This is a genomic window from Prevotella sp. CAG:255, assembly GCF_000431195.1.
Lineage (GTDB): Bacteria > Bacteroidota > Bacteroidia > Bacteroidales > Bacteroidaceae > Prevotella > Prevotella rara.
The window spans coordinates 54190-77076 of sequence record NZ_HF986818.1 but is presented as its reverse complement, the minus strand read 5'-3'; the positions used below and the strand labels follow the sequence as shown (position 1 = coordinate 77076).

Below are 22887 nucleotides of genomic sequence, written 5' to 3'. Positions count from 1 at the left end.
CGGCATTCCTTCGGCCCTGAGCATCTCGGCTCCGAGCACTCCGTGGCGTATGTAGGGCTCATGACCGTAGCATTTTATGTCGGGCGCGTCGGTCTTTATCACTCCTATGTCATGCAGCATGGCGGCCTCCTCAATGAAGTTGAGGTCAAGATTCAGTTCGGGATGCCTTTCTGCTATGTCGAGAGCCTTGCGGGCTACGGCGCTGCTGTGGCGCAGAAGGATGTCTTTCAGCTCTGCATTGTCAGAATAATACTTGTCGATAATTTGTCTCCAGTTCATTTTTTAAGTAGGATTAATTGTTTGGATGCACGTCCGTTTTTCTTTATGTATATATTTAATAAAGCTTAAACCCGGCTCGATTGTCAGTCGGCATATGGTTTTATCTGTTTTGTTTATTCATGCTTTCATCCGGCTTTTTGTTTTCTATGGTTGTCTTTTCGCGTGTCTTTTCTTCGCATAGCCATCCATGCCTGCGATAGATCAAACGAAAATCAGCCCAATATAAAGCAAAAAAACGGCTGAATTCTAACGCCCGGTTCGGGCTAAAAACGGCCGGCATACAGTGGTTTCATTTATGATATTGTTGCCATAAGCCGGTTCGTCAATATTGGCAAGCCGGCCGTATGGCAACAATTAGCTATGGCATCCCGGGCGTAGGGCTGTTCCGTCGGCCCGGGAATATGTTCGGATTAAGAATTGATCCAGTCTCTTTCAATATATGCAATCACATCACCGCGGTTGACTCTTGAACCCTGGCGTGCAGCTATTTCAACCAGCTTGCCTCCGAGTGCAGCCGGTACCGGTTCAAACTGGCCCCATGGTGTCTGTATGTAGCAGAATGTTTCGCCTTCCTTGTAGTGCTGTCCGATGTACGGCTCAAGGCAAGGAACGCACTCGCTGCTGCCTTCGAAGTCGAAGAACACCTGTCCCTTGAATGGAGACACGATGGCGTCTGCCTTTGCGTGCTTGAATGCTGACACTTCTTCCGGTGTGAGTTTTGCGCCGAGTTTCGCATCCTTTGCCTTCTGCAGGTCGGCCAGCATACGCTTCTTTGCCATTCCGCTCTTGTAGTCGCGATACTGTTCCGGGTGCATAGCCAGCTCGAACAGTTCCTCGTCGTCCTGTCCGAAGTCCCAGTTGTTGTCCTGCATCTCCTTCTTGAAGCCTTCGAGAGCGTCAGGTATAAGTGTGTGCGGGTCAGCATCAGTAAACTGACGTCCCTGCTTCTCAGCCAGCTCTACGAGCTCCTGGTCTATTGTTCCAGGTATCTTTCCGCTCTTGCCGAGAATCATTCCCCACATAGAGTCGTCCATCATTACGAAGCGGCCCTTGCCCTGTGCCATGGTGAGCAGGTTGAGCAGTGCGATGTTCTTGACATATTGTGAGAACGGAGTTACGAGTGGTGGATAACCTACGCGCGGCCATACATATGCCACTTCGTCGAACAGTTTCACCAGCATCTCGTCTGTTGTGAGTTCCGGCTGTCCCTTGCTCTTCAGTGTAGAGTTGATTGAACGGTGTATTCCGGCGAGGTCGGCCATCATACTTCCCATCATACCGCCCGGCAGACCGCATCCGAGGAGCAGTGAGCTCATGTGCTTGTTGCCCGGGTTGATGAAGTAGCCCAGCCAGTCGTCGATAAACTCCTGTGTGAGGGTGCGGGCGCGCATGTATGCGTTCATGTCGATGTCGGCAACCTCGAAGCCTTCGTTCTTCAGCATGCTCTGAACAGAGATGATGTCCGGATGAACCTTACCCCATGACAGCGGCTCGATGGCTGTATCGATAACGTCGGCACCATTGTTGCACACTTCGAGGATAGAAGCCATTGAGAGGCCCGGTCCTGAGTGGCCGTGATACTGTATGATGACGTCTGGATGCTTGTCCTTAATAGCCTTTGTAAGCTTGCCGAGCATAGCCGGCTGACCTATACCGGCCATATCCTTAAGACAGATCTCGGTAGCACCGGCAGCTATCACCTGGTCGGCGATGTTGCTGTAATATTCTACTGTATGGATTGGTGATGTTGTTATACAAAGAGTAGCCTGAGGAGTCATGCCGGCCTCAAGCGCCCATTTAATGCTGGGGATTATGTTGCGGACATCGTTAAGACCGCAGAATATGCGGGGGATGTCAACGCCCTGGGCGTGCTTAACCTTATACATGAGTCTGCGAACGTCGTCGGGCACGGGATACATGCGTAGGGCATTGAGTCCTCTGTCGAGCATGTGTGTCTTAATGCCAACTTCATTAAACGGTTTACAGAATGCCCTCACTGCCTCATTAGGATTCTCGCCGGCGAGCAGGTTAACTTGCTCGAAGGCTCCTCCGTTGGTTTCAACGCGGGAGAAACATCCCATATCGATGATTGCCGGAGCAACGCGCTCCAACTGGTCCTTACGTGGCTGGAACTTACCTGAAGACTGCCACATGTCGCGATAAACGAGACTGAATTGGATTTTCTTTTTCATTATTATTAGATCTTTTATTGTGTGTGGCCTGATTTTGTCCGGCACACATGTTCATTTATGCAAAAATAGGTATTTTTTCTAAATCTAAAAGTTTTTATGACAAAATAATATGGTCTGAGACGAATATTTATTTGTTTTTTATAGTCTTATGAACATTTTATCATATTTTTTGTGCTGATTTGCTAAATACATATAGCAAAATACATGATAAAGTGTCTAAAATTCACTTGTAGGATAGCAAATAGACAAGTTTCTATTTGTAACTAACAAACCTTAACGTGCCTGTGGAAATTAATTTTACAAACTGATACAGCCCGCTTTGCCTGTATTTGTCTTCCTTGGCTTGCAGTTTTGTAGCTTTAGTCGGGGAGATTGGATGCGGTGGTGATGTTTAACCATAATTCTGATGACCGTTTTTTTGGGGTAGCCGGAGTCGACTTTAATCTGGAAAAGGGCTCTTTGAAGTCAATCATATTTAGGAAAGGGCAGGGAGGAGAATAAGCAAAAAAGTTTTCTTTAGAAACTCATCACTCGTCACATTGCCATGTAAAGTGTTGACTTACAGAGTGTTGAGGTGTGATGAGTTTACGGACCAACTCATCACATCGTGCCCTGCGGCCTTCGGGCGTGATGAGTTTCGCTGGCAACTCGTCACACTGTAATGTGCTGTCACACAGCGGGTTGTGCCGCTTTGTGATGAGTGATGAGTTTTTAAGAAAAAACTTTGTGATTTTATCTTTGTTGTCCTGTCTGTACGAAAGCATGCCTGTTTAATTGCATAATGCGGCGCTTCGGTGTGTAAACGGCCGCGAATTAAAATGTGAAAGGCTATGTTTTATCATGCGAAAGACCATGTATTGGCATGCAAAAAGGCATGTTTCATGTTGCAGAAGCATGCCTTTTGTTTTGTGTATTTCCGTGTCTTGCGGTGTCTGTTAATTATGAATTATTAATTATGAGCTATAAAAGTGCCTGCAAGAAACTGACGGAAATCCGCTCAATATAAAGCAAGAATAGCGACCGAATTACAATGACTGATTTAGGTTAAACCGGTTTTCCCATGCAGTCCCGTCTTGTCAGAACTGGAAGCCAAGGTTTACGTAGAAGTAAGGCTCCTCCGTGCGGCTTGAGTATCCGAGCGACGCGCCTATCGGGCCGAACATGCTGTTGTAGTAATATGCTATCTCGCATCCCGTCATCGGTCCTTTCTCGAAGAGGTTGCGCAGCTTGTCGCCACGCTGTCCGAACGACAGGCGGCCTATGATATAGTTGTTGTCCATGATGCGCTGCTGCGCCATGAGCTGTGCCGTGAGCAGCATGTTGTCAACAAACTCTATGTGGCCGATGCCAGCGAAGGGCTGCTGCTGCTCGAGATACATTCCGGGATGCATGCCGCCTATGGAGTTGCGCATGATTAGCGGAATGTCGTTGCCGATAAGGAAGCGTCCGCTTACCATGGGCTGCAGCACGAAACGGCTGTTGAGCGGGAACGACATGCGCCACATGAAGTCGGCCACGCTCAGTCCGGGTTCATCTCCGTGGCTGATGAAGTTGTCTGTGTAGTAGCCGTATCCTGCGTTGAAGCGTGCGCCGCGCGTGGTGAAGAACCAGCGGTCTTCCGAGTTGTAGTTCATCCTGAAGATGTAGCTGTAGAAGTGGACATTGTCGAGAGTCTCATATTCAGACGACGGACCCGACAGCATGTCGTGAAAGTCGTAGAAGTCCATTTTAACGTTTACGTCTACCGAGAAGTTGCGTATGTTGAAGCTTAGCAGCTGCAGGTTGACAGAGTGCTGGTTGTAAGTGAAGTTGTAGTCGCGCTTGCCGCCCTCATAGATGTTTGTGTCGTCGTGCCTGAATACATACGAGAGGCCTATCTTTCCGTAGTGCAGCGGATTGATCTGTGCGTCGAGCCTGGCCATCATTCGCTTGCCCAGGCGGCCCGTAAGCTCCATTATCACAGGTATGCGGGCCTTTATCTGGTGAGACACATTGGCCTGCAGGGCCACCATCTCCTCTGTGTCGAATCTCACTCCGAGGTTTACCCTGCTTGTGCGCTTGTCGTCTGCCGATATTCTCAGCACGTATCCTTTGCCGCTCTTGTTGAGCGTATAGCCCGGGTTGGTGTATAGAAAGTTTACGCCGAGGGCAGTGATAGCCTCCTCGATGCGTTTCACCGAAACGCTGTCGCCTTTGTTGAGCCTGTATTTCGACATGATATAGTTGCGGTCGGAAGCCACAATGCGGTCGAAGCATACTGAGTCTATCTTGAACGTAAGTTCCGAACTTGTCGGCACTGGGCGCGAGGCACGTGCCGCGTGGATGTAGCCTTCTGAGGCAAGGCGCTGCTGCAGTGCCACAATCTTTTCCCACTGCTGCATGGCAGCCTCTTCGCCGCGTGCTATCAGCGTGTCGATGGCTGCCCGCGTAAAGCTTGCCGAAGAGTAGCCCTTTACGTTCACCTTGATAGGAATGTCGGTCATAGCCCAGTTTTCGTCAAACTTGTTCTTGCAATTGATGTCCACGATCTGCATCAGTATGGCGGGGCCGCTTTGCAGCTCTGCCGCCGTGCGGTTGTCGCTCTGCACCGACACACCTATTATTATATCCGCCCCCATGCGCTTGGCTATGTCGGCCGGATAGTTGTTGCGCAGGCCTCCGTCTACGAGCACCATCGAGTCTTTGCGCACCGGGGTGAACACGCCCGGTATGGCCATGCTTGCCCGCATGGCTGTCGAGAGGTGTCCGCCGTACATGTCGTATTCGGTGTTGTCCACGATGTTTGTTGCCACACAGGCAAACGGTATGGGCAGGTCGGCAAAGCTGATTGAGTCGTGATAGCCTACGGTGAGGCGTGTGAAGAGCTGCGACAGGTTGGTGCCGCTTATCAGTCCGCCTGCGGCGTTGCGTGCCTTGCGGGCTATGCTCAGCGGGCGCGACAGCAGATAGGTGTTCTGCTTCTCTCTTTCGGCCAGGCTCTGGTTGCTCACGTCCACCTTGTCAGACAGCAGTGTCTTCCAGTCCTGCACCTTTACGAGCGAGTCGAGTGTGGCAGCGTCGTAGCCTATTGAATACAAGCCGCCGATCAGGGCGCCCATCGACGTACCCGTGATAATGTCTACAGGTATGCCCGCACGCTCCAGCACGCGCAGCACGCCTATGTGGGCCATGCCCTTTGCGCCGCCGCCGCTGAGCACCACTGCCACGCGGCTGCGGCACGAGTCTTGCACTTCTTCGGCATCAGCCGGAACAAAAAGTAATGCCGTCAGTATGACAGCTAGCAGGCGGAGTTTACTTTTCATGATGTCGTCTGGTTTGCAGGGCGGCCTTATGGCATGTGTCGCGGCTTAAGGTCAGCGTCCCATGTTGTGGTTAATGAAGCGGTGCTCGGCCATCTTCTCGTATTTAGTGCCGGGCTGTCCGTAGTTGGCATAGGGATATATGCTTATGCCTCCGCGCGGAGTGAAGTATCCCGTCACCTCTATATATTTAGGGCTCATCAGCCTGATGAGGTCCTTCATTATTATGTTCACGCAGTCTTCGTGGAAGTCGCCGTGGTTGCGGAAGCTGAACAGATACAGCTTCAGACTCTTGCTCTCAACCATGCGCTCGCCGGGGATATAGCTTATGCGTATCTCGGCAAAGTCGGGCTGACCCGTGATGGGGCACAGCGATGTGAACTCAGGGCAGTTGAACTGCACCCAGTAGTCGTTGCCCGGATGCTTGTTCTCAAACGTCTCGAGCACCTCAGGTGCATAGTCCATTCTGTAGGCGGTCTTTGCGCCGAGGGCCTTCAGTCCCTCGTCTTTTCTGTTGTCTTCAGTCATCATTGTAGATTAAATATTTTCCAAACGTTATAGTTTATTCCGTTGTCATACACGTCGGTGCCCTCATGCTCCTTGGTCTTCTTCACTACACGTATCGTTACGGGCAGCACAATGATTTCGTAGAGCGTCTTCAGCACCACCTGCGACACTATGAGCGACAGCATCTCGCCGGCAGGCACCACGCCCGACAGCGCAAGCGGGAAGAAGATCAGCGAGTCGGCACTTTCGCCGAACACTGTGCTCACCACGGCGCGCAGAGAGAAATGCTTGCCGTTGGACGATATCTTCATGCGGCTCATCACGTAGGCGTTGATGAACGAGCCGGCAAGGAAGGCCACAAACGAGGCGGCGGCAATGCGCGGGGCAAGGCCGAACACGGCATGGAAGCCCTCGTCGTTGTGCCAGTAAGGCGCGCCCGGAATGGCGTCGGCCAGCGCTCCGAACAGCACGAAGATGAAGTTCATGGCGAAACCTGCCCATATAAGGAGCCTTGCCTTGCGGAATCCCCACACCTCACACACGCAGTCGTTGATAATGTAAGACACCGGAAACACGAGCAATCCGCCGGTGATGTTCACCGGTCCGATTGAAATCTGCTTTGTCTCTAACACGTTTGCCGTTATCAGGCAGACGCAGAAAAGTATGCTGAAAAGCATGAACAGCACACTTACTTGTTGCTTATCTGTTTTCATTTCCTTGTTTTTTAAGAGGTTTACCAAGCACTCTGTAAATAAATTGCGGCTGCAAAATTAATAAAAAAACTCAATAAGATAAGATTACGCCTGTAATTATTTGCCCGATACCGATTAATTGATAACTTTGCATTTATGTTATTTATACAGGCCGTAAAAGGCCGGAGATATTTGGAAATAAACAAAGAAAACGTAAAAGGAATATGAAAAAACTATTGACAACAGCCCTGACGGTGATGGCAGCCATCTCGATGCAGGCGCAGGAGACTGCTTACAAGATTACGGGAACAGTGCCCGCAAGCGTATCGAAGGTTTATCTTTATGTGATGGGGCAGCGCGCAGCTTTAGACAGCGCAACGGTAAGCAACGGAAAGTTTGAGCTGAGCGGAAAGCAGAACCTTAACGAGATATTCATGCTGGACGCAAATAATGAGGGCATGGCATTCTTCAACGACGGAACACCTGTGGACATGAACCTGGTGAACTACACCATGGCCGGTTCTGACCTCAACAAGAAACTCTTTGAGTGCAGCCTGCCGCTGAAGAAGTATGACGCTGCAACAAGCGAGATATATGCCGAGTATGAGAAGGTGGCGAGAGACAACAGCGAAGCCGGCAAGGCAAAGGCTAAGGCTCTGGCAGAGCGCTTCAACGTGGTGAGAGACTCTATGCTCAACGACATGCTGAACATAATAAAGACCAACAAGGACAACCTTATACCGGCCGTTTATCTGAGTCAGATTTACACCGCGCTCGACTATAACGAGCTGAAAGACCTGCTAAGTCCGTCGGCTCCTTACTATAACCATCCTGCCCTGGCCCGCGTCAAGCAGCAGCTTGCAGCCTTCGAGAAGCGCATGCCCGGCAAGATGTTCACAGACCTGACGATGAACGACACCGAGGGCAAGCAGCGCAAGCTGAGCGAGTGGTGCGGCAAGGGCAACTATGTGCTCGTTGACTTCTGGGCAAGCTGGTGCGGACCGTGCCGTCAGGAGATGCCAAACGTAGTGGCAAACTATGAGAAATATCATGCCAAGGGCTTCGAGGTAGTGGGCGTTTCGTTCGACAACAGTGCCGAGGCATGGAAGTCTGCCATTAAGAGCATCGGCATGAAGTGGCCCAACATCAGCGACCTGAAGGGCTGGAAGTGTGCCGCAGCTCCCCTCTACGGCATCAACGCAATACCGGCCAACGTGCTGCTCGACGGCGAGGGCAAGATTGTTGCCACAGACCTGAGGGGCGAGGATCTCGGCGAGAAGCTCAAAGAGATTTACGGATTCTAAATAGGCATGGCGCCGGCATGGCACTGCCTGAGAGGCATCTCAGATATATATAATGTATATGGTGCTGTGCGCCATATCCGTAATAAAGCTGACGGACAGGCTTATTGCTGATTTACGGCAATGCTGCTGCCCGTCAGTTTTGTTTTTGTTGCGTATGCCTTATTGCCTTGTTGCCTGTCGGCAGGCATTTGTATATCTGCCGCAGTCACTTCGTTTGTGTCTGACATGCCTTTACGCATTATTCCGCAGGCACATCTTTAGGCATAAGGCCGTGCTGCGTGCATACTTCGGCAATAGTCTTGATGACGGTAAAAAGTAATGACAAAATTATTCTCCGTTACAGAAAAACAAAGTGTAACGTATGTTAATAGAATCTTGTCTAAATCTCGCTTTGTTGTCTTTTATTAACAAAAGAACATCGTTGAAGGTCGTAAATCAATGTTTTTCATCATCTAAAAGCATGCTTTTTGCATGCAGAAAGGCTGTATTTCGGCACATAAAAGGCCGTCTTTCATGCTGAAACCGGTCATTTTTAGTCTTCTGATACTCTTGATTTTGACTTGAAAAATGTATAACTACTTGATTTGTAGTGTGTTATATGTAAAATTTGATTTTGTCCTGTTTTTCTGACGAATGCCGTATTTATTTCGGGCATGGCAATTCTGAGAGCGTTAAACGGACGAAAATTGCGAATAATATTTACAATCTGCCGGCTACAGGCATATCAGTGTTCGGTGTGCTTAGGTTGGTTCCGTGGCGGCATGGTGGCCCACACACGGCTTAGTGGCATGCCGCCTTGTCCATGCAGCCGCATGATGATGGCCGGCAGAGGGCATATATGCGGCGTGATATTATTACAAAAATTATAAATGAATGAAAAAACTATTGAAATGTGCTTGCTGCATAATTGGTTTTTTATTAAATTTGGAGCTGAAATTATTAAAACCTTAAACTATGGAATTACCATTCGCAGAATCTTGGAAAATCAAGATGGTTGAGCCTATACGCAAAAGCACACGCGAAGAACGCGAACAGTGGATTAAAGAGGCTCACTATAACGTGTTTCAACTGAAAGCCAACCAGGTGTATATAGACCTGCTCACCGACTCAGGCACAGGCGCAATGAGCGACCGCCAGTGGGCCGGAATAATGATGGGCGACGAGAGCTACGCCGGAGCCGACTCATTCTTCAAGCTGAAAGAGACGATACAGAGGCTCACGGGCTTTGAGTATGTAATACCTACACACCAGGGACGTGCCGCAGAGAACGTGCTGTTCTCTTATCTCGTACACGAAGGCGACATCGTGCCCGGCAACTCTCACTTCGACACTACAAAAGGACATATCGAGGGACGTAAGGCCATCGCGCTCGACTGCACCGTCGACGAGGCTAAGGACACTCAGCTCGAGGTGCCGTTCAAGGGCAACGTTGACCCTGTGAAGCTTGAGAACGCGCTCAAGGAGCACGGCGACCGCATACCGTTCATCATCGTAACCATAACCAACAACACAGCAGGAGGACAGCCCGTGTCAATGGAGAACCTGAGACAGGTGCGCGCCGTTGCCGACAAGTATGGCAAGCCCGTTGTGTTCGACTCTGCACGCTTCGCCGAGAATGCTTACTTCATCAAGACACGCGAGGAAGGATATGCCGACAAGACCATAAAGGAGATTACACGCGAGATGTTCGCTCTGGCAGACGGCATGACAATGAGCGCCAAGAAGGACGGACTCGTAAACATGGGCGGATTCATTGCCACACGCAAGCAGGAGTGGTATGAGGGCGCCAAGGGCTATTGTGTGCAGTTTGAAGGCTATCTGACATATGGAGGTATGAACGGACGCGACATGAACGCACTGGCAATAGGTCTCGATGAGAATACTGAGTTTGACAACCTCGACACACGCATCCGTCAGGTGCAGCTGCTCGCACGCCTGCTCGACGAGTACGGCATTCCTTATCAGCGCCCGGCAGGCGGCCACGCCATCTTCGTTGACGCTCCAAAGGTGCTCACACATGTTCCGAAGGAGGAGTTCCCCGCACAGACACTTACCATAGAGCTTTATCTCGAGGCAGGTATCCGCGGATGCGAGATTGGTTATCTCTTGGCCGACCGCGACCCGGTTACTCGCGAAAACCGCTTCACAGGTCTCGACCTGCTGCGCCTTGCCATTCCGCGCCGCGTCTACACAGACAACCACATCGCTGTTATAGCTGCTGCGTTGAAGAACGTTTATGAGCGCAGGGCTGAGATTACACGCGGTGTAAGAATTGCGTGGGAAGCACCGCTCATGCGTCACTTCACCGTGCAGCTCGAGAGACTGTAATATATACTTATAAAGTAGAAAACATAAAGGCCGTTTCGGCCTGACATACCAATGAGCCGACGGACAGATGCTCCGCATCCAGATTATGGCGCATGTCCGTCGGCTCTTGTTCTGTGCCGTTGCCTTCAGGTGCGTGCGTCTTGCCGTGCCGTGGGTTTGTTTTTGCCGCTTCATGTTGCCGCCGCCGTAGATGCAAAGGCCATGTGCCGTTGCGGCTGTAGGTCTGTAGTCGGTTATTAACTATTCCTTATTTTCAATAATTTATGTGGCAACAGACGCATAAATCGAAAAAAATATATTACCTTTGCACTTGCTTCTTGCACAGACATGCGCACCTTTGGCGCATGCACAGCGTGTGGAAGCCGACAGCAATGGTCCCGTAGCTTAGCTGAATAGAGCGTCAGATTCCGGTTCTGAAGGTCTTGGGTTTGAATCCCAACGGGATCACATACGGCGGAAATCCTTGTAAGAAAAAGGGTTTCCGCTTATTTTTTTATAATTAGACATTTGACTTTAGTTCCTCCTGTGGCACAGGAAACAACAAGGCTAATGTTCTGTCGGATATGCACGTGTTGTTGAGCGCAGCGAAAAATTCGACAGCATTAAGTATCAGAACCAACGGTCAGCGAAGCTAATTTGTGATCCGAAATTCATACAAAAATTAAAATAGGAAGTAAGCGGATTAAAATCCTTATACTTAATTCCGGCAGATTGCAAATCAGCCGGCACATTAGCTTTGTTGGTTCATATCGGTTGTACAGGCGGTTAAATGAAAAGTGAAATAACAATAATCCACAAGAGTATCGAATTTTTCACTCTTCACTTTTCGTTCTTCACTTAAACATGCTCCTTTAACCACTGAAAGTTTTATTTTCTCTTTTCCGGGTATGCATACTGTCTAATTTTTATACACCACTGTCCAAGTTTTAGACATGTACGCAAATGGGGTGTTAGTCTATCTTTCTGATATACAGTAAAATACGTTTTATGGCATAGTTTTGGCAGTCTAAATATTGTACAAATTAGAAAATTGCCCATAAAAGCACAACCTTAGTGTCTGCCGACTTGCAGTTAGCCTTGCATCCCGTATGCATACACATAACAGACGAGGTAATATTTAATCCATATCTTTCAAAAACACGATATGGAAAATCGTATATAAAAATATTGACAGAAAGAACAATAAAATTATAAATATGAAAAAACTTACAATACCAATTATCATGCTTCTTGCACATACAAAAGCCAATACACAGCAGATAAAAGGCAAGGTGGTAAAGAATCTATGTATGCCTATGGAATATTCCAGCATGGCACTGATAAAAACAGCTGACTCGAATCTGATAACAAGAGAACTTACGGACAAAGAAGGTAAATTCGTTGTAAACAACACTAAATACAACGATACTCTGACTGTGAGAACAACACCGCTGGGTTATGAAACGGCTTATGCCGACATACCGCTGAACAGAAAATCCTTATACTCAATTCCGGCAGATTTTCTGTTGAATTCAATTACTCGTACAAATCAAACGGTATATTAACCTTTGTGGCTACATATCAAATTGCACGGGTATAATTTAAATTGACTAAGGCAAGATAACAATACCTGTATTGTATGCCTTAAATATAACTTTCAACAAAAAAGATAATGAATTATGAGAACATTTGCTTTAATTTTTATATTAATACTAACGTCAACGTTGTACGCACAAAACAATACAATAGTTTTAGATGGAACCGTTCAGGATGATAAAAACAGGCCTATATCCAATGCGACAATAATTATTTCATCAAAAAACAACAGCAAGGCCACGTTTCAGACAGTATCCAATAAAGAAGGCAAATTTAAGATAAAAAACATATCGATTGGCTACTACAACATGAAGGTATCCCATTTGGAATATGAGACCTATAATAATGATTTATCATTGGAAAAAGACACATCCACCAATGTGCTCCTCATGACTAAAGTTTCAGAAATGCTCGATGAAGTTATAGTCATGGCAAAATATTCAGACATAAAACCAAACGGAGAAACAAGTATTCGTGTGAAAGGAAACCCTCTTGCCAAGGGGAAAACTCTGTCTGAATTTTTACAGTTTATACGCGACCTTGATGTCTCAAACGATGAAATAAGTGTCCGCGGACGTAAAAACACGTTATACTATCTTGACAATCAGCCAATATCGTTTGAACAGCTGAAAAACATTCAGCCGTCAATGATAGCGCACATAGACATCATTCCACATGCGGATGCCTCCTACGGCATTAATGCAACAGGAGGTGTTATAAAGATATTTTTACGTGAAGAAGGAGGCGTTCTCGGATCAGTTACACTTGCAGGTAAAGCAGACTACAATGGAATAAAAAGCACTAGCCCCATGGCCACCATTCTGTATAACCGCGGAAAATTTAGCGTAAAGAACTTTTTATCAGGAGTTCCTTATAGCCGCTCAACATCAATGTTCGAACAACAGACAGAAACAGCACAAAACAAGACTGTTACTGATACAAAAAATAATAACCGTTTCAAAAGTTTGAGAGACAACCTTTCATTAAGGTATTCTTTCAATAAAGTAACGTGGCTTGATGTTTACGGTGGAACTGATTTCAGCTGGCTCCGCTCCGGCCAAAACAGCACGGACGGCAATAATAATCTTTTAACATCAGGGAAAAATAAAATTTCTGGATATAATGCCGGCATACAATATCAGCAAGGTTTTGGAAAAGACAGCCTCAACTATTTTAGATTACGTGCAGAATATTCAAAAAACAAAGAAAACGAGAATGCTGATTATTTATATAACGGCATTGCTGATAATGCTGCGCTAAAAAGCAATTCAGACCACTTCTCTGTGCAACCAATAGTACATTTTAAAACAACAGCCAACTCAGGCTTAAACATCGGATTGGAATATTACTATCTTATAGACAGACACGAAGACAATGGAACCACAACTCTTGGATATATTCCTACCGGACACTATACAAATAAAGGATATGATTATGGCGCATGGATTGATTACAATATTTTAATAAAAAAGAAATTCTATGTGTATTTTGCGCTACAATATCACGGCACACAGAACATATACAGTGATTATAGGTCGCCTGAGAATAGCACAAGGAGTTGGGAAGACGGTGTCTATCCGTCGTTATTCACACAATGGCTTATAAACTCAGCAAAAGGACGTTATTTGACATTCGGGTTTAAGCACTATTATTCATTACCCAATTATAATTACCGGATTCCTTCTGTCGTATGGCAAAGCAACAACCTTTATAGTATAGGTAATACAAATCTGAAGAAAGAGAACTTTTACAATATGGAAATATATTATTCTTTTAATTCAAACTGGCTTGCCAGTTATAATCTGACTTATTGTGATGACGTGATAAGAATCATGACCTATCAAGACGAAACCCGCAACGGGACTTATTATACAAAGCCAGAGAATAAGGGAATATCCGTAACTCATACTTTTAGAATTGGATATACAACTAAGCCATTTAAATTTTGGTATAACAAAAACGGATTGTATGTTACACTTACACATGAAAGTATGCCAGGAAAAAGCATAAACAATGCAAGCATATTTTTCAGAAGCGATAATAATTTCACTTTATGCCGGTGGCTGGATTTGACACTGGGAATACAGGCCGAGAACAAAGGTAAATCACTTGAATATGATTATAACGGCGGATTCTGGCTGAACGCAGGAGCATATATGTCATTTTTCAACAATAATCTAAATGTAGCATTAAAATGCAACCAACTGATATACACACGCAATAAAAAAACGATATATGGCAGCGACTGGACTTCAATACAAAAGAACTTGTCACACAACACACAGATAAATCTGCAGGTTACATGGAACTTCAATGCAGGAAAGAAAATAAGAAATAAAAATCTACCTTCTGTAAACAGTATGCAAAGGAATGTACCAACATTGATGAAATAAAAATGAAAGACTTTAAGATATACCTTCAGAACGACGTGCAGTAGTGCTGCACAGTATGCTTGTGCATGATATGCAGCCAATATGGGGCAGATTACAGCTTCGACAGTCTGTCGAAGCTGTATTTCACCACGTCAGAAAGCGTGTCGCTTGCTATTAGGGTGACCCATATTTGGATCTTGATGGCAATGCACCTTGATGCCACCCTTCTTCCTGCTCGTCTTAGGATGCCGCTCGACACCCTTGAATATAGCGTTGGAGAAAAGACTTAGCGTTGTTGAATCGGTGATTTTCAGCCGTCTAATCCACTCCTCACCGCCATTCCTACGGCTGTCCAACGAAATGTGTACTTTTATCCATGGTTAAATCTTTTTTTGTTTGGCGACTTCAAAAGATAACCAAAATGGCTGACATCATTCTAGATGCCAACCCTTAATTTTAATGGGTTATCGGATTGTTTACCGGACAGTAATAACATTAAAATAATGTAGTTCACATCAAAGCGGGTCAGGATAACTGAACGGTAGCATTTGTGAAGCCACTGTGGGCGTTGAATAAAAAACTCAACACGGCACAATACTTCACAAAATGTCGCCGCGATATTTTATCAACAGCAAAGACACCAAGCATCACACTGGCAATGACAGCGGTAGCAACGACATCATATAGGTACAGTCTACGCTGCAATTGTCATTAACCAGAGGAAATTCACAATAAACGCCAAACTATGTTACGCACAATACCTGAGACATGGCACAATGCATCTACATGAAGATTTTTTTATGTATGTCAGCAATATTAATCTCAGACAGAAACGACAAGGATGCTTACAATACGTAAAAAGTTAAACAGTTAAGACTAATTAACCAGTAAAAACACTGACGTATCTCAATAAAATTTCATATATTTGCATTCTGATAGCCCGCACCATGATATGGTGGGGTGTAGCATGTACTTTTGAAAAACAACTGAATAATATAAAAATATCATGGACATAGTTGAAAGATTTTTGAATTACGTAAGCTTCGACACACAGTCGGCCGAGGACAGCCAGACCGTGCCGAGCACAGCCAAACAGCTTGATTTTGCAAAATATCTCAGAGATGAACTCAAGGACGAGGGCTTTGATGATGTTGAGATGGACGACAACGGCTACGTTTATGCCACACTGAAATCTAACATCAAGAAGGAAGTTCCTACTATAGGTTTCATCAGCCACTACGACACGTCTCCAGACTGCAGCGGCAAGAATGTGAAGCCTCGCATTGTCAAGAACTACGACGGAAAGGACATCGAACTGTCACCGGGCATAATATCATCAACAAAGAAATTCCCCGAACTGCTGCAGCATGTAGGCGAAGACCTTATTGTTACCGACGGCCACACTCTGCTGGGAGCTGACGACAAGGCTGGTATAGCCGAAATCGTACAGGCCATGTGCTGGTTGCGCGACCATAAGGAGATACCTCACGGCGACATACGCATGGGCTTCAATCCTGACGAGGAGATTGGCATGGGCGCTCACCACTTTGACGTTGAGAAGTTTGGATGTGAATGGGCATACACAATGGACGGCGGCGACCTGGGTGACCTCGAGTTTGAAAACTTCAACGCTGCTTCTGCCAAGATAAACATCAAGGGCGTTAGCGTTCATCCGGGATATGCCAAGGGCAAGATGATAAATGCCAACCGCTTGGCTGCCGAGTTTGCAGCAATGCTGCCGGCTGACGAGACACCGGAGACAACAGAAGGTTATGAAGGATTCTATCATCTGCTGGGCATCGAGTCGAACATAGAGAACGCCAAGCTGTCTTATATCATCCGCGACCACGACCGCGATAAGTTTGAGGAGCGCAAGGCCTTCATCGAGAAATGCGTTGTAGAGATGAACAAGAAGTATGGCGAAGGCACTGTTACGGCTGACGTGAAAGACCAGTATTACAACATGAAGGAGATGATAGATCCGAAGATGCACGTTATCGACATCGTGCTCAAGGCCATGCAGGACAGCGGTGTGCCTCCTAAGGTAGAGCCTATCCGCGGCGGAACAGACGGAGCTCAGCTGTCGTTCAAGGGTCTGCCGTGTCCTAATATCTTTGCCGGCGGCGTAAACTTCCATGGACCTTACGAGTTTATTTCTGTTCAGGTTATGGAAAAGGCCATGCAGGTAATCGTTAAAATATGTGAGATTACGGCCGAATATAACGACTGATAACATATCGTGCGGCATGCGCGCACGCCTTGTCCTGCCGTTGCATGGCATAATTCATCCTGCATGCGGTATGGCCGACGGCGACATGCGGCAGTGGCATCATAAGCGGCACGCCTTAGCACATTGCGGTGTAAGGTGAGCCGCCACTTATACAAATACTTTTACAGGACTGAAAGCAGAATGTGGTTTTGTGTCTTGCCTGTATATAATCATGCAGGAGACAGTGTTGATAACTTCTGCTTTCAGCCCTGAACATTTAAACATATTGACAAAAACAGACAGTAAGAATGGGCGAACTTCCACACCTTGTGAAAGACCTGGCACTTATTCTTGTGGTGGCAGGCATAGTGACCATAGTTTTCAAGAAGCTTAAACAGCCGCTTGTGTTGGGGTATGTCGTGGCAGGATTCTTGGTAAGTCCGCACATGCCTTACATAATGTCGGTGGCTGACAGGGCCGACATCAGCACGTGGGGCGACATAGGCGTGATGTTCCTGCTCTTTTCGTTAGGTCTGGATTTCTCGTTCAAGAAGATACTTAAGATGGGCGCTTCGCCCATAATCTCCACGTGTTCCATCGTGTTCTGCATGATGATGCTGGGCATAGTCACGGGGCATCTGTTCGGCTGGAGCCGTATGGACAGCATCTTTCTCGGCGGTATGCTCGCCATGAGTTCCACCACCATTATATATAAAGCCTTCGACGACCTTGGCCTTAGGCAGCAGCGCTTTGCCGGACTGGTTATGAGCGTGCTGATACTTGAGGACATACTGGCCATTGTCATGATGGTTATGCTCTCGGCTATAGCCAACGGGTCGAATCCCGACGGAGGACAGATGATAGGCAGCCTGATGAAGATAGGCTTCTTTCTCATCCTGTGGTTTGTGGTGGGTATCTTCCTTATTCCGCTCATGCTTAGGTCAATGCGTAAGTTTATCAACAACGAGACGCTGCTCATCGTGGCTCTCGGTCTGTGCTGCGCCATGGCCGTACTGTCTACCAAGGTAGGCTTCAGCAGCGCCTTCGGAGCATTTGTCATGGGCTCAATCCTTGCCGAGACGATAGAGGCCGAGCGCATAATAAAGGTTGTAGAGCCTGTGAAGAATCTTTTCGGAGCCGTGTTCTTCGTGTCTGTCGGCATGCTTGTCGATCCCGCCATTCTTGTAGAATATTCATGGCCGATAGTAACTCTTGTACTTGTAATTATTCTCGGGCAGGTTATTTTTGGCAGTTTGAGCTTCCTTATCGGCGGCCAGTCGCTCAAGTCGGCCATGCAGTGCGGTTTCTCCATGGCTCAGATAGGCGAGTTTTCGTTCATCATAGCCTCGCTTGGCCTTTCGCTCGGAGTAATCGGCAAGTTCCTTTATCCCGTTGTGGTTGCCGTTTCTGTGATAACCACTTTCCTTACACCCTATATGATACGCATGGCCACCCCGGCTTACGGCATGCTCGAACGCCGCCTGCCCAAAAAGTGGATTATGGCCATGAACAATCTTACGCTTGCCAAGCAGACCACGCAGCCCGAGGCAAAATGGCGCACCCTGATAAAGCAGATGGTGCGCATCACGGTGATTTATTCCATACTTTCGGGCGCTTCCATAGCCCTTATGTTCACCTTCTTCCTGCCTTTCGTGCGTCAGCTTCTGCCTCACTGGTGGGCAAATGCGGCATGCGGACTGCTCACGCTGCTGTTTATATCTCCTTTCCTAAGGGCTATAATGATGAAGAAAAACCACAGTGAGGAGTTTAAGGCTCTTTGGAACAGCAATCCCTACAACCGTCTGCCGCTCATTCTGACAATCATTGTGAGAGTGGCCGTGGCTTCGGCGTTTGTGTTCTATATATGCTATTATCTTACACGCTTCACCAATGCGCTGATGATAAGCATAGCGCTTGCCGCCGTGGCACTTATGATAATATCGCGCTCGCTGAAGAAGAGAAGCATAAAGATGGAGCGCTTGTTCATGCAGAACCTGCGTTCAAGAGAGATTGTTGCCGAGGTCATGGGCCGTAGGCGTCCGCTGTATGAAGGCCGCCTGCTCGACCGCGACGTGCATATCTCTGATTTCACCATTCCCGAAGATTCTCTATGGGCAGGCAAGATGCTGCGCGAACTGGAGTTCAGAAACAGATACGGGGTGCACATCAGCAGCATATTGCGTGGCAGCCAGAGGATAAACATCCCAAACGGAGGAACAATATTATTTCCCGGAGACAACATTCAGGCTATCGGCAGCGACGACCAGCTTACAGCCTTCAGCGAGGCCTTGAACACAGAGCTGCATGATAAAGACCCGGAGATAGAGAAGCGTGAGATGAAACTCCATCAGGTGGTGATAAACCGCAACGGCATCTTTGCGGGTAAGACGCTGCGTGACAGCGGCATACGTGATGTGTACAACTGTATGGTCGTAGGACTTGAGGAAGGCAAGGAGAACCTCTCGCAGATGGACCCGTCGCACAAGCTGCGTCACGGCGAGGCTATCTGGATTGTCGGCGAGCAGGACGACATAGAGCGCTTCTGCAGGGACAACGACCATGCGTCTGACTGCACGGCAGGCTGACCCTGGTCATGGCGCAAACAGCTATTGGGCTGGCAGGGCGGGCCAATTGCTTCTTAGATGCAAAAATGCATAACCGTCTAAGGCACAGATATATGTGCCGATTATGTTTTCATACTTGCATAAATGCCGGTGCAATAGGCATACGGGTGCACGTAAAACGTTAAATATTAAATAAAAAGGCGATTTTGGTGTGCTATTAGGTTTAATTTCTGTAAATTTGCACCCTGCATTATATGAGAACTAAAACCGTAATATTTGTATTGCTGTTTGCCTTCATATTTGTGATGGCAGGCACCTCCTTGCCTTTGTTCAAGGAAAATGACAACGGGCGCGCGCAGAACGACTCTCTGAGTGTGGGCGACACGGTGTCGTCTGACTCCGTTCCGGCAGATTCGACAGATAAGTCAGGCGAGCCCGACACCACCAACATGGACTCGCTTCAACTTGCCATATATCACCATAACAAACAGGTGGACGACTCGATCAGGCTCGACAGCATAAACCGTAAGAAGTCGGGAGCGTTAGACGCCCCCGTTACCTTCTCGTCTGAAGACTCTATGGTCTATGACGCAAAGAGCAAGGTGGCGAGGCTATACGGCAACTCAAACGTGAAATATCAGAACATGGACCTCAGCAGCGACCGCATACAGATGAGCCTCGACAGCAGTCTGGTGCGCGCAACGGGTACTGCCGACTCAACCGGAGCCATATCCGGCACTCCGGTGTTCACCATGGGACAGGACAAATATGAGAGCGACACCATGGCCTTCAATTTCAAGACCAAGAAAGGCTTTATATATAATGTATATACTGAACAGGAAGACGGCTACCTGTCGAGCCAGCACTCAAAGCGCGACTCGAGCGGAGTGCTCTATCTTGAGCATGGACGCTACACCACATGCGACCAGCCTCACCCTGACTTCTACATAGCCCTGTCGCGTGCAAAGGTGCGCCCCGGCAAGGATGTTGTGTTCGGTCCGGCCTATCTCGTAGTGGCAGATGTGCCGCTGCCGCTGGCCATTCCTTACGGATTCTTTCCGTTCACCAAGAGCTATTCAAGCGGATTCATCATGCCGAGCTACGGAGACGAGAGCTCGCGCGGCTTCTATCTGCGTGACGGAGGATATTATTTTGCGATGAGCGACAAGTGGGACCTCAAGCTGCTTGGCGAAATTTACACAAAGGGATCGTGGGGATTGTCGGTGGCAAGCAACTACCGCAAGCGCTACCGCTATAACGGAAGCTTCTTCTTCAGCTACCAGAACACCAAGAACGGCGACAAGGGTATGCCCGACTATACCGAACAGACCAGCTTCAAGCTGCAGTGGAGTCATCGTCAGGATCCTAAGTCAAACCCCTTCAGCAGCCTTTCGGCGAGCGTCAACTTCGCATCTACGAGCTATGAGCGCAACAACCTTAACAGTATGTACAATCCGCAGAGCTACACACAGAGTCTGCGTACGTCAAGCGTCAACTGGAGCACATCGTTCTCGAGCCTTGGCATGACCATCAGCGGATCGGCCAACCTCAGCCAGAACATGATAGACTCTACCGTGAGCCTCACGCTGCCTGACCTCAACATTTCTGTGAGCCGCTTTTATCCGTTCAAGCGCAAGCACATGGCCGGCAAAGAGCGCTGGTATGAAAAGATCTCTATGAGCTATACCGGACAGTTCAGCAACTCTATCGACACGAAGGAAGACAAGCTCTTCAAGTCGAACCTCATAAAGGACTGGCGCAACGCTTTCCAGCACAATATTCCTATCAACGCCAACTTCACGCTGTTCAACTATATCAACATCAACCCCTCGTTCAACTTCACCGACCGCATGTACTCCAACAAGGTGATGAAGTCGTGGGATGAGCAGGCACAGACAGAGCGCGCCGACACAACATACGGATTCTACAACGTATACAACTGGAGCATGAGCATCGGCGCCTCAACCAAGATGTACGGATTCTGGGTTCCGTCGAAGAAGATTTTCGGCGACAAGATACAGGCCATACGCCACGTGCTGACGCCTCAGGTTACGTTCAGCTATGCGCCCGACTGCGGCTCGAGATACTATGAGACCTACCAGAAGACCGATGCCGACGGCAATGTAAGCCTCGTTGAATATTCACCCTTTGAGAACGGCTTGTTCAATGTGCCGTCGAGGGGAAAGACGGGAAGCGTAACCTTCGACCTGTCGAACAACATTGAGATGAAGGTGAAGTCGGACAAAGACTCTACCGGATACAAGAAACTCAGCATTATAGACGAACTCGGATTCAACATGGGCTACAACATGGCTGCAAAGGAGAAACCATGGAGCGACCTTACCGTAAGGCTCAGGCTGAAGTGGTGGAAGAACTATACATTCAACCTCAATGCCGTGTTTGCAACCTATGCTTACGAGCTTGACGATAACGGAAGGCCATACGTCAGCAACCATACCGAGTACAGCAAGGGCCGCTTTGGCCGCTTCCAGGGTCTGTCGCAGAACATCTCGTTCACCCTTAATCCCGAAAAGCTGAAGAAATGGTTCGGCGGAGGAGATGACGAAGAAGACGCCACGGAGGATGACAACAACACGGAGGACGACGACACCGGAATAGAGTCGAACGTTGATGACGATATGGTGAACGGACAGAACGGTGCGAGAAAGAAGAATGCAGGCAAGGCCGAGACCGACGCAGACGGATACATGAAGTTCTCAATGCCATGGTCGCTCACATTCGGCTACGGAATAACGATGCGTGAGAACACAAGCGGAAAGTTCAACACCAAGACCATGCGCTATCCTTACGCATTTACGCAGACCCTGAACTTCAGCGGAAACATACGCATCAGCGACGGATGGAACATCAGCTTCTCTTCCGGTTACGACTTTGAGAACCATGACCTGTCTATGACCACTGCATCGCTGAGCCGCGACCTCCACTGCTTCAACATGAGCTGCTCTGTTGTGCTGGCTCCATACACATCTTACAACTTCTCGTTCAGATGTAATGCCGCCACTCTTACCGATGCACTTAAATACGACAAGCGCAGCGGCTACAGCAACGCCGTGCAGTGGTATTGATGTGAGGCGTAACCGCGTTAAACTTTAACATTGAGCTGAACATAACAGTATTATAAGAACAAGCCAGCTCGTTACATCCTTATTTATAGTCAGTATTTCCTGATGATGGATGTAGCGAGTTGGCTTTTTTTATTCTTTATTTTCTGTATAGCTGCCGACTATATATCAGACAGCTGTAATGCCGCTGTCGGCTTTAGTCTCTATCTGTCATTTTGTCCAAAATATGATGCTTTATTTCAAACCTGCCGGCATCGGTTGATACAGATGTTGGCAGAGCATGGGCAGGCCAATGATTTGCCTTTGTTCTGTCAGATCCGTGCCATGTATACAGGCCGAAAATTGCAGCAGAATTTTTTTAGGGCAAAAAACTAAAAGTAAAATATGCCTTCGTTGTTAACGGATGGTCTGAACTGCGGTTCGCATTATACGGACTGTAAGCAAAATGGCGTGATTAGGTTTCAAATCATTAACCTATCGTTT

General features: G+C 47.7%; 13 protein-coding genes and 1 tRNA gene. 9 read left to right on the top strand and 5 right to left on the bottom strand.

Going from position 1 to position 22887, the window contains the following annotated elements:
• The 5 genes from QVO66_RS08410 to QVO66_RS08390 form a co-directional block, all read right to left on the bottom strand.
• The coding region (locus QVO66_RS08410; protein ID WP_288172749.1) for an HDIG domain-containing metalloprotein at window positions 1-279 on the bottom strand (279 nt) is incomplete at its 3' end.
• Window positions 280-689: 410 nt separating this feature from the next.
• The gene (locus tag QVO66_RS08405; protein ID WP_021855025.1) at window positions 690-2471 is read right to left on the bottom strand and encodes a pyruvate carboxylase subunit B; all 1782 of its coding nucleotides are present in this window, start codon (window positions 2469-2471) and stop codon (window positions 690-692) included.
• 1076 nt (window positions 2472-3547) lie between these two features.
• Window positions 3548-5773, bottom strand: coding sequence for a patatin-like phospholipase family protein (locus tag QVO66_RS08400; protein ID WP_021855024.1), 2226 nt, complete (start codon window positions 5771-5773; stop codon window positions 3548-3550).
• A 51-nt stretch (window positions 5774-5824) separates the two neighbouring features.
• Window positions 5825-6301: a preQ(1) synthase gene (gene queF, locus QVO66_RS08395; protein WP_021855023.1), complete on the bottom strand. Its 477-nt coding sequence runs from the start codon at window positions 6299-6301 to the stop codon at window positions 5825-5827.
• Window positions 6298-6990, bottom strand: a complete 693-nt coding sequence (locus QVO66_RS08390) for a queuosine precursor transporter (RefSeq protein ID WP_021855022.1) — start codon at window positions 6988-6990, stop codon at window positions 6298-6300. The genes queF and QVO66_RS08390 overlap by 4 nt, the downstream gene beginning before the upstream one ends.
• A 203-nt stretch (window positions 6991-7193) precedes the next feature.
• Between QVO66_RS08390 and QVO66_RS08385 the strand changes: the two genes are divergently transcribed.
• The 9 genes from QVO66_RS08385 (at window position 7194) to QVO66_RS08345 (ending at window position 22407) form a co-directional block, all read left to right on the top strand.
• The gene (locus QVO66_RS08385; protein WP_021855021.1) at window positions 7194-8273 is read left to right on the top strand and encodes a TlpA disulfide reductase family protein; all 1080 of its coding nucleotides are present in this window, start codon (window positions 7194-7196) and stop codon (window positions 8271-8273) included.
• A 954-nt stretch (window positions 8274-9227) separates the two neighbouring features.
• Complete coding sequence (locus tag QVO66_RS08380) at window positions 9228-10601, top strand: tryptophanase (RefSeq protein WP_021855020.1); 1374 nt, start codon at window positions 9228-9230, stop codon at window positions 10599-10601.
• A 373-nt stretch (window positions 10602-10974) separates the two neighbouring features.
• Window positions 10975-11048, top strand: a tRNA-Arg gene (locus QVO66_RS08375).
• Between the two features lie 749 nt (window positions 11049-11797).
• The gene (locus QVO66_RS08370) at window positions 11798-12145 is read left to right on the top strand and encodes a hypothetical protein (protein WP_021855019.1); all 348 of its coding nucleotides are present in this window, start codon (window positions 11798-11800) and stop codon (window positions 12143-12145) included.
• Window positions 12146-12259: 114 nt separating this feature from the next.
• Entirely contained in the window at window positions 12260-14569 is a 2310-nt protein-coding gene (locus QVO66_RS08365; protein WP_021855018.1) for a TonB-dependent receptor, read from the top strand.
• Between the two features lie 65 nt (window positions 14570-14634).
• On the top strand, window positions 14635-14838 hold the full coding sequence (locus QVO66_RS13720; protein WP_418874811.1) for a hypothetical protein: 204 nt from the start codon (window positions 14635-14637) through the stop codon (window positions 14836-14838).
• A 716-nt stretch (window positions 14839-15554) separates the two neighbouring features.
• A complete protein-coding gene (pepT, locus tag QVO66_RS08355) occupies window positions 15555-16778 on the top strand; it encodes a peptidase T (RefSeq protein ID WP_021855017.1) in 1224 nt (407 codons plus the stop codon).
• Between the two features lie 287 nt (window positions 16779-17065).
• Window positions 17066-19342 (top strand): cation:proton antiporter, encoded by a 2277-nt coding sequence (locus QVO66_RS08350; protein ID WP_021855016.1) that lies wholly within the window; start codon window positions 17066-17068, stop codon window positions 19340-19342.
• A gap of 233 nt (window positions 19343-19575) precedes the next feature.
• The gene (locus QVO66_RS08345; RefSeq protein WP_021855015.1) at window positions 19576-22407 is read left to right on the top strand and encodes a putative LPS assembly protein LptD; all 2832 of its coding nucleotides are present in this window, start codon (window positions 19576-19578) and stop codon (window positions 22405-22407) included.
• Window positions 22408-22887 lie beyond the last annotated feature (480 nt).

What these genes read in the sequence shown, in the direction of transcription:
- QVO66_RS08405 (WP_021855025.1), bottom strand. Translation starts at nt 2,471, where the DNA reads ATGAAAAAGAAAATCCAATTCAGTCTCGTTTATCGCGACATGTGGCAG.
- QVO66_RS08400 (WP_021855024.1), bottom strand. Translation starts at nt 5,773, where the DNA reads ATGAAAAGTAAACTCCGCCTGCTAGCTGTCATACTGACGGCATTACTT.
- queF (WP_021855023.1), bottom strand. Translation starts at nt 6,301, where the DNA reads ATGATGACTGAAGACAACAGAAAAGACGAGGGACTGAAGGCCCTCGGC.
- QVO66_RS08390 (WP_021855022.1), bottom strand. Translation starts at nt 6,990, where the DNA reads ATGAAAACAGATAAGCAACAAGTAAGTGTGCTGTTCATGCTTTTCAGC.
- QVO66_RS08385 (WP_021855021.1), top strand. Translation starts at nt 7,194, where the DNA reads ATGAAAAAACTATTGACAACAGCCCTGACGGTGATGGCAGCCATCTCG.
- QVO66_RS08380 (WP_021855020.1), top strand. Translation starts at nt 9,228, where the DNA reads ATGGAATTACCATTCGCAGAATCTTGGAAAATCAAGATGGTTGAGCCT.
- QVO66_RS08370 (WP_021855019.1), top strand. Translation starts at nt 11,798, where the DNA reads ATGAAAAAACTTACAATACCAATTATCATGCTTCTTGCACATACAAAA.
- QVO66_RS08365 (WP_021855018.1), top strand. Translation starts at nt 12,260, where the DNA reads ATGAGAACATTTGCTTTAATTTTTATATTAATACTAACGTCAACGTTG.
- QVO66_RS13720 (WP_418874811.1), top strand. Translation starts at nt 14,635, where the DNA reads ATGATATGCAGCCAATATGGGGCAGATTACAGCTTCGACAGTCTGTCG.
- pepT (WP_021855017.1), top strand. Translation starts at nt 15,555, where the DNA reads ATGGACATAGTTGAAAGATTTTTGAATTACGTAAGCTTCGACACACAG.
- QVO66_RS08350 (WP_021855016.1), top strand. Translation starts at nt 17,066, where the DNA reads ATGGGCGAACTTCCACACCTTGTGAAAGACCTGGCACTTATTCTTGTG.
- QVO66_RS08345 (WP_021855015.1), top strand. Translation starts at nt 19,576, where the DNA reads ATGAGAACTAAAACCGTAATATTTGTATTGCTGTTTGCCTTCATATTT.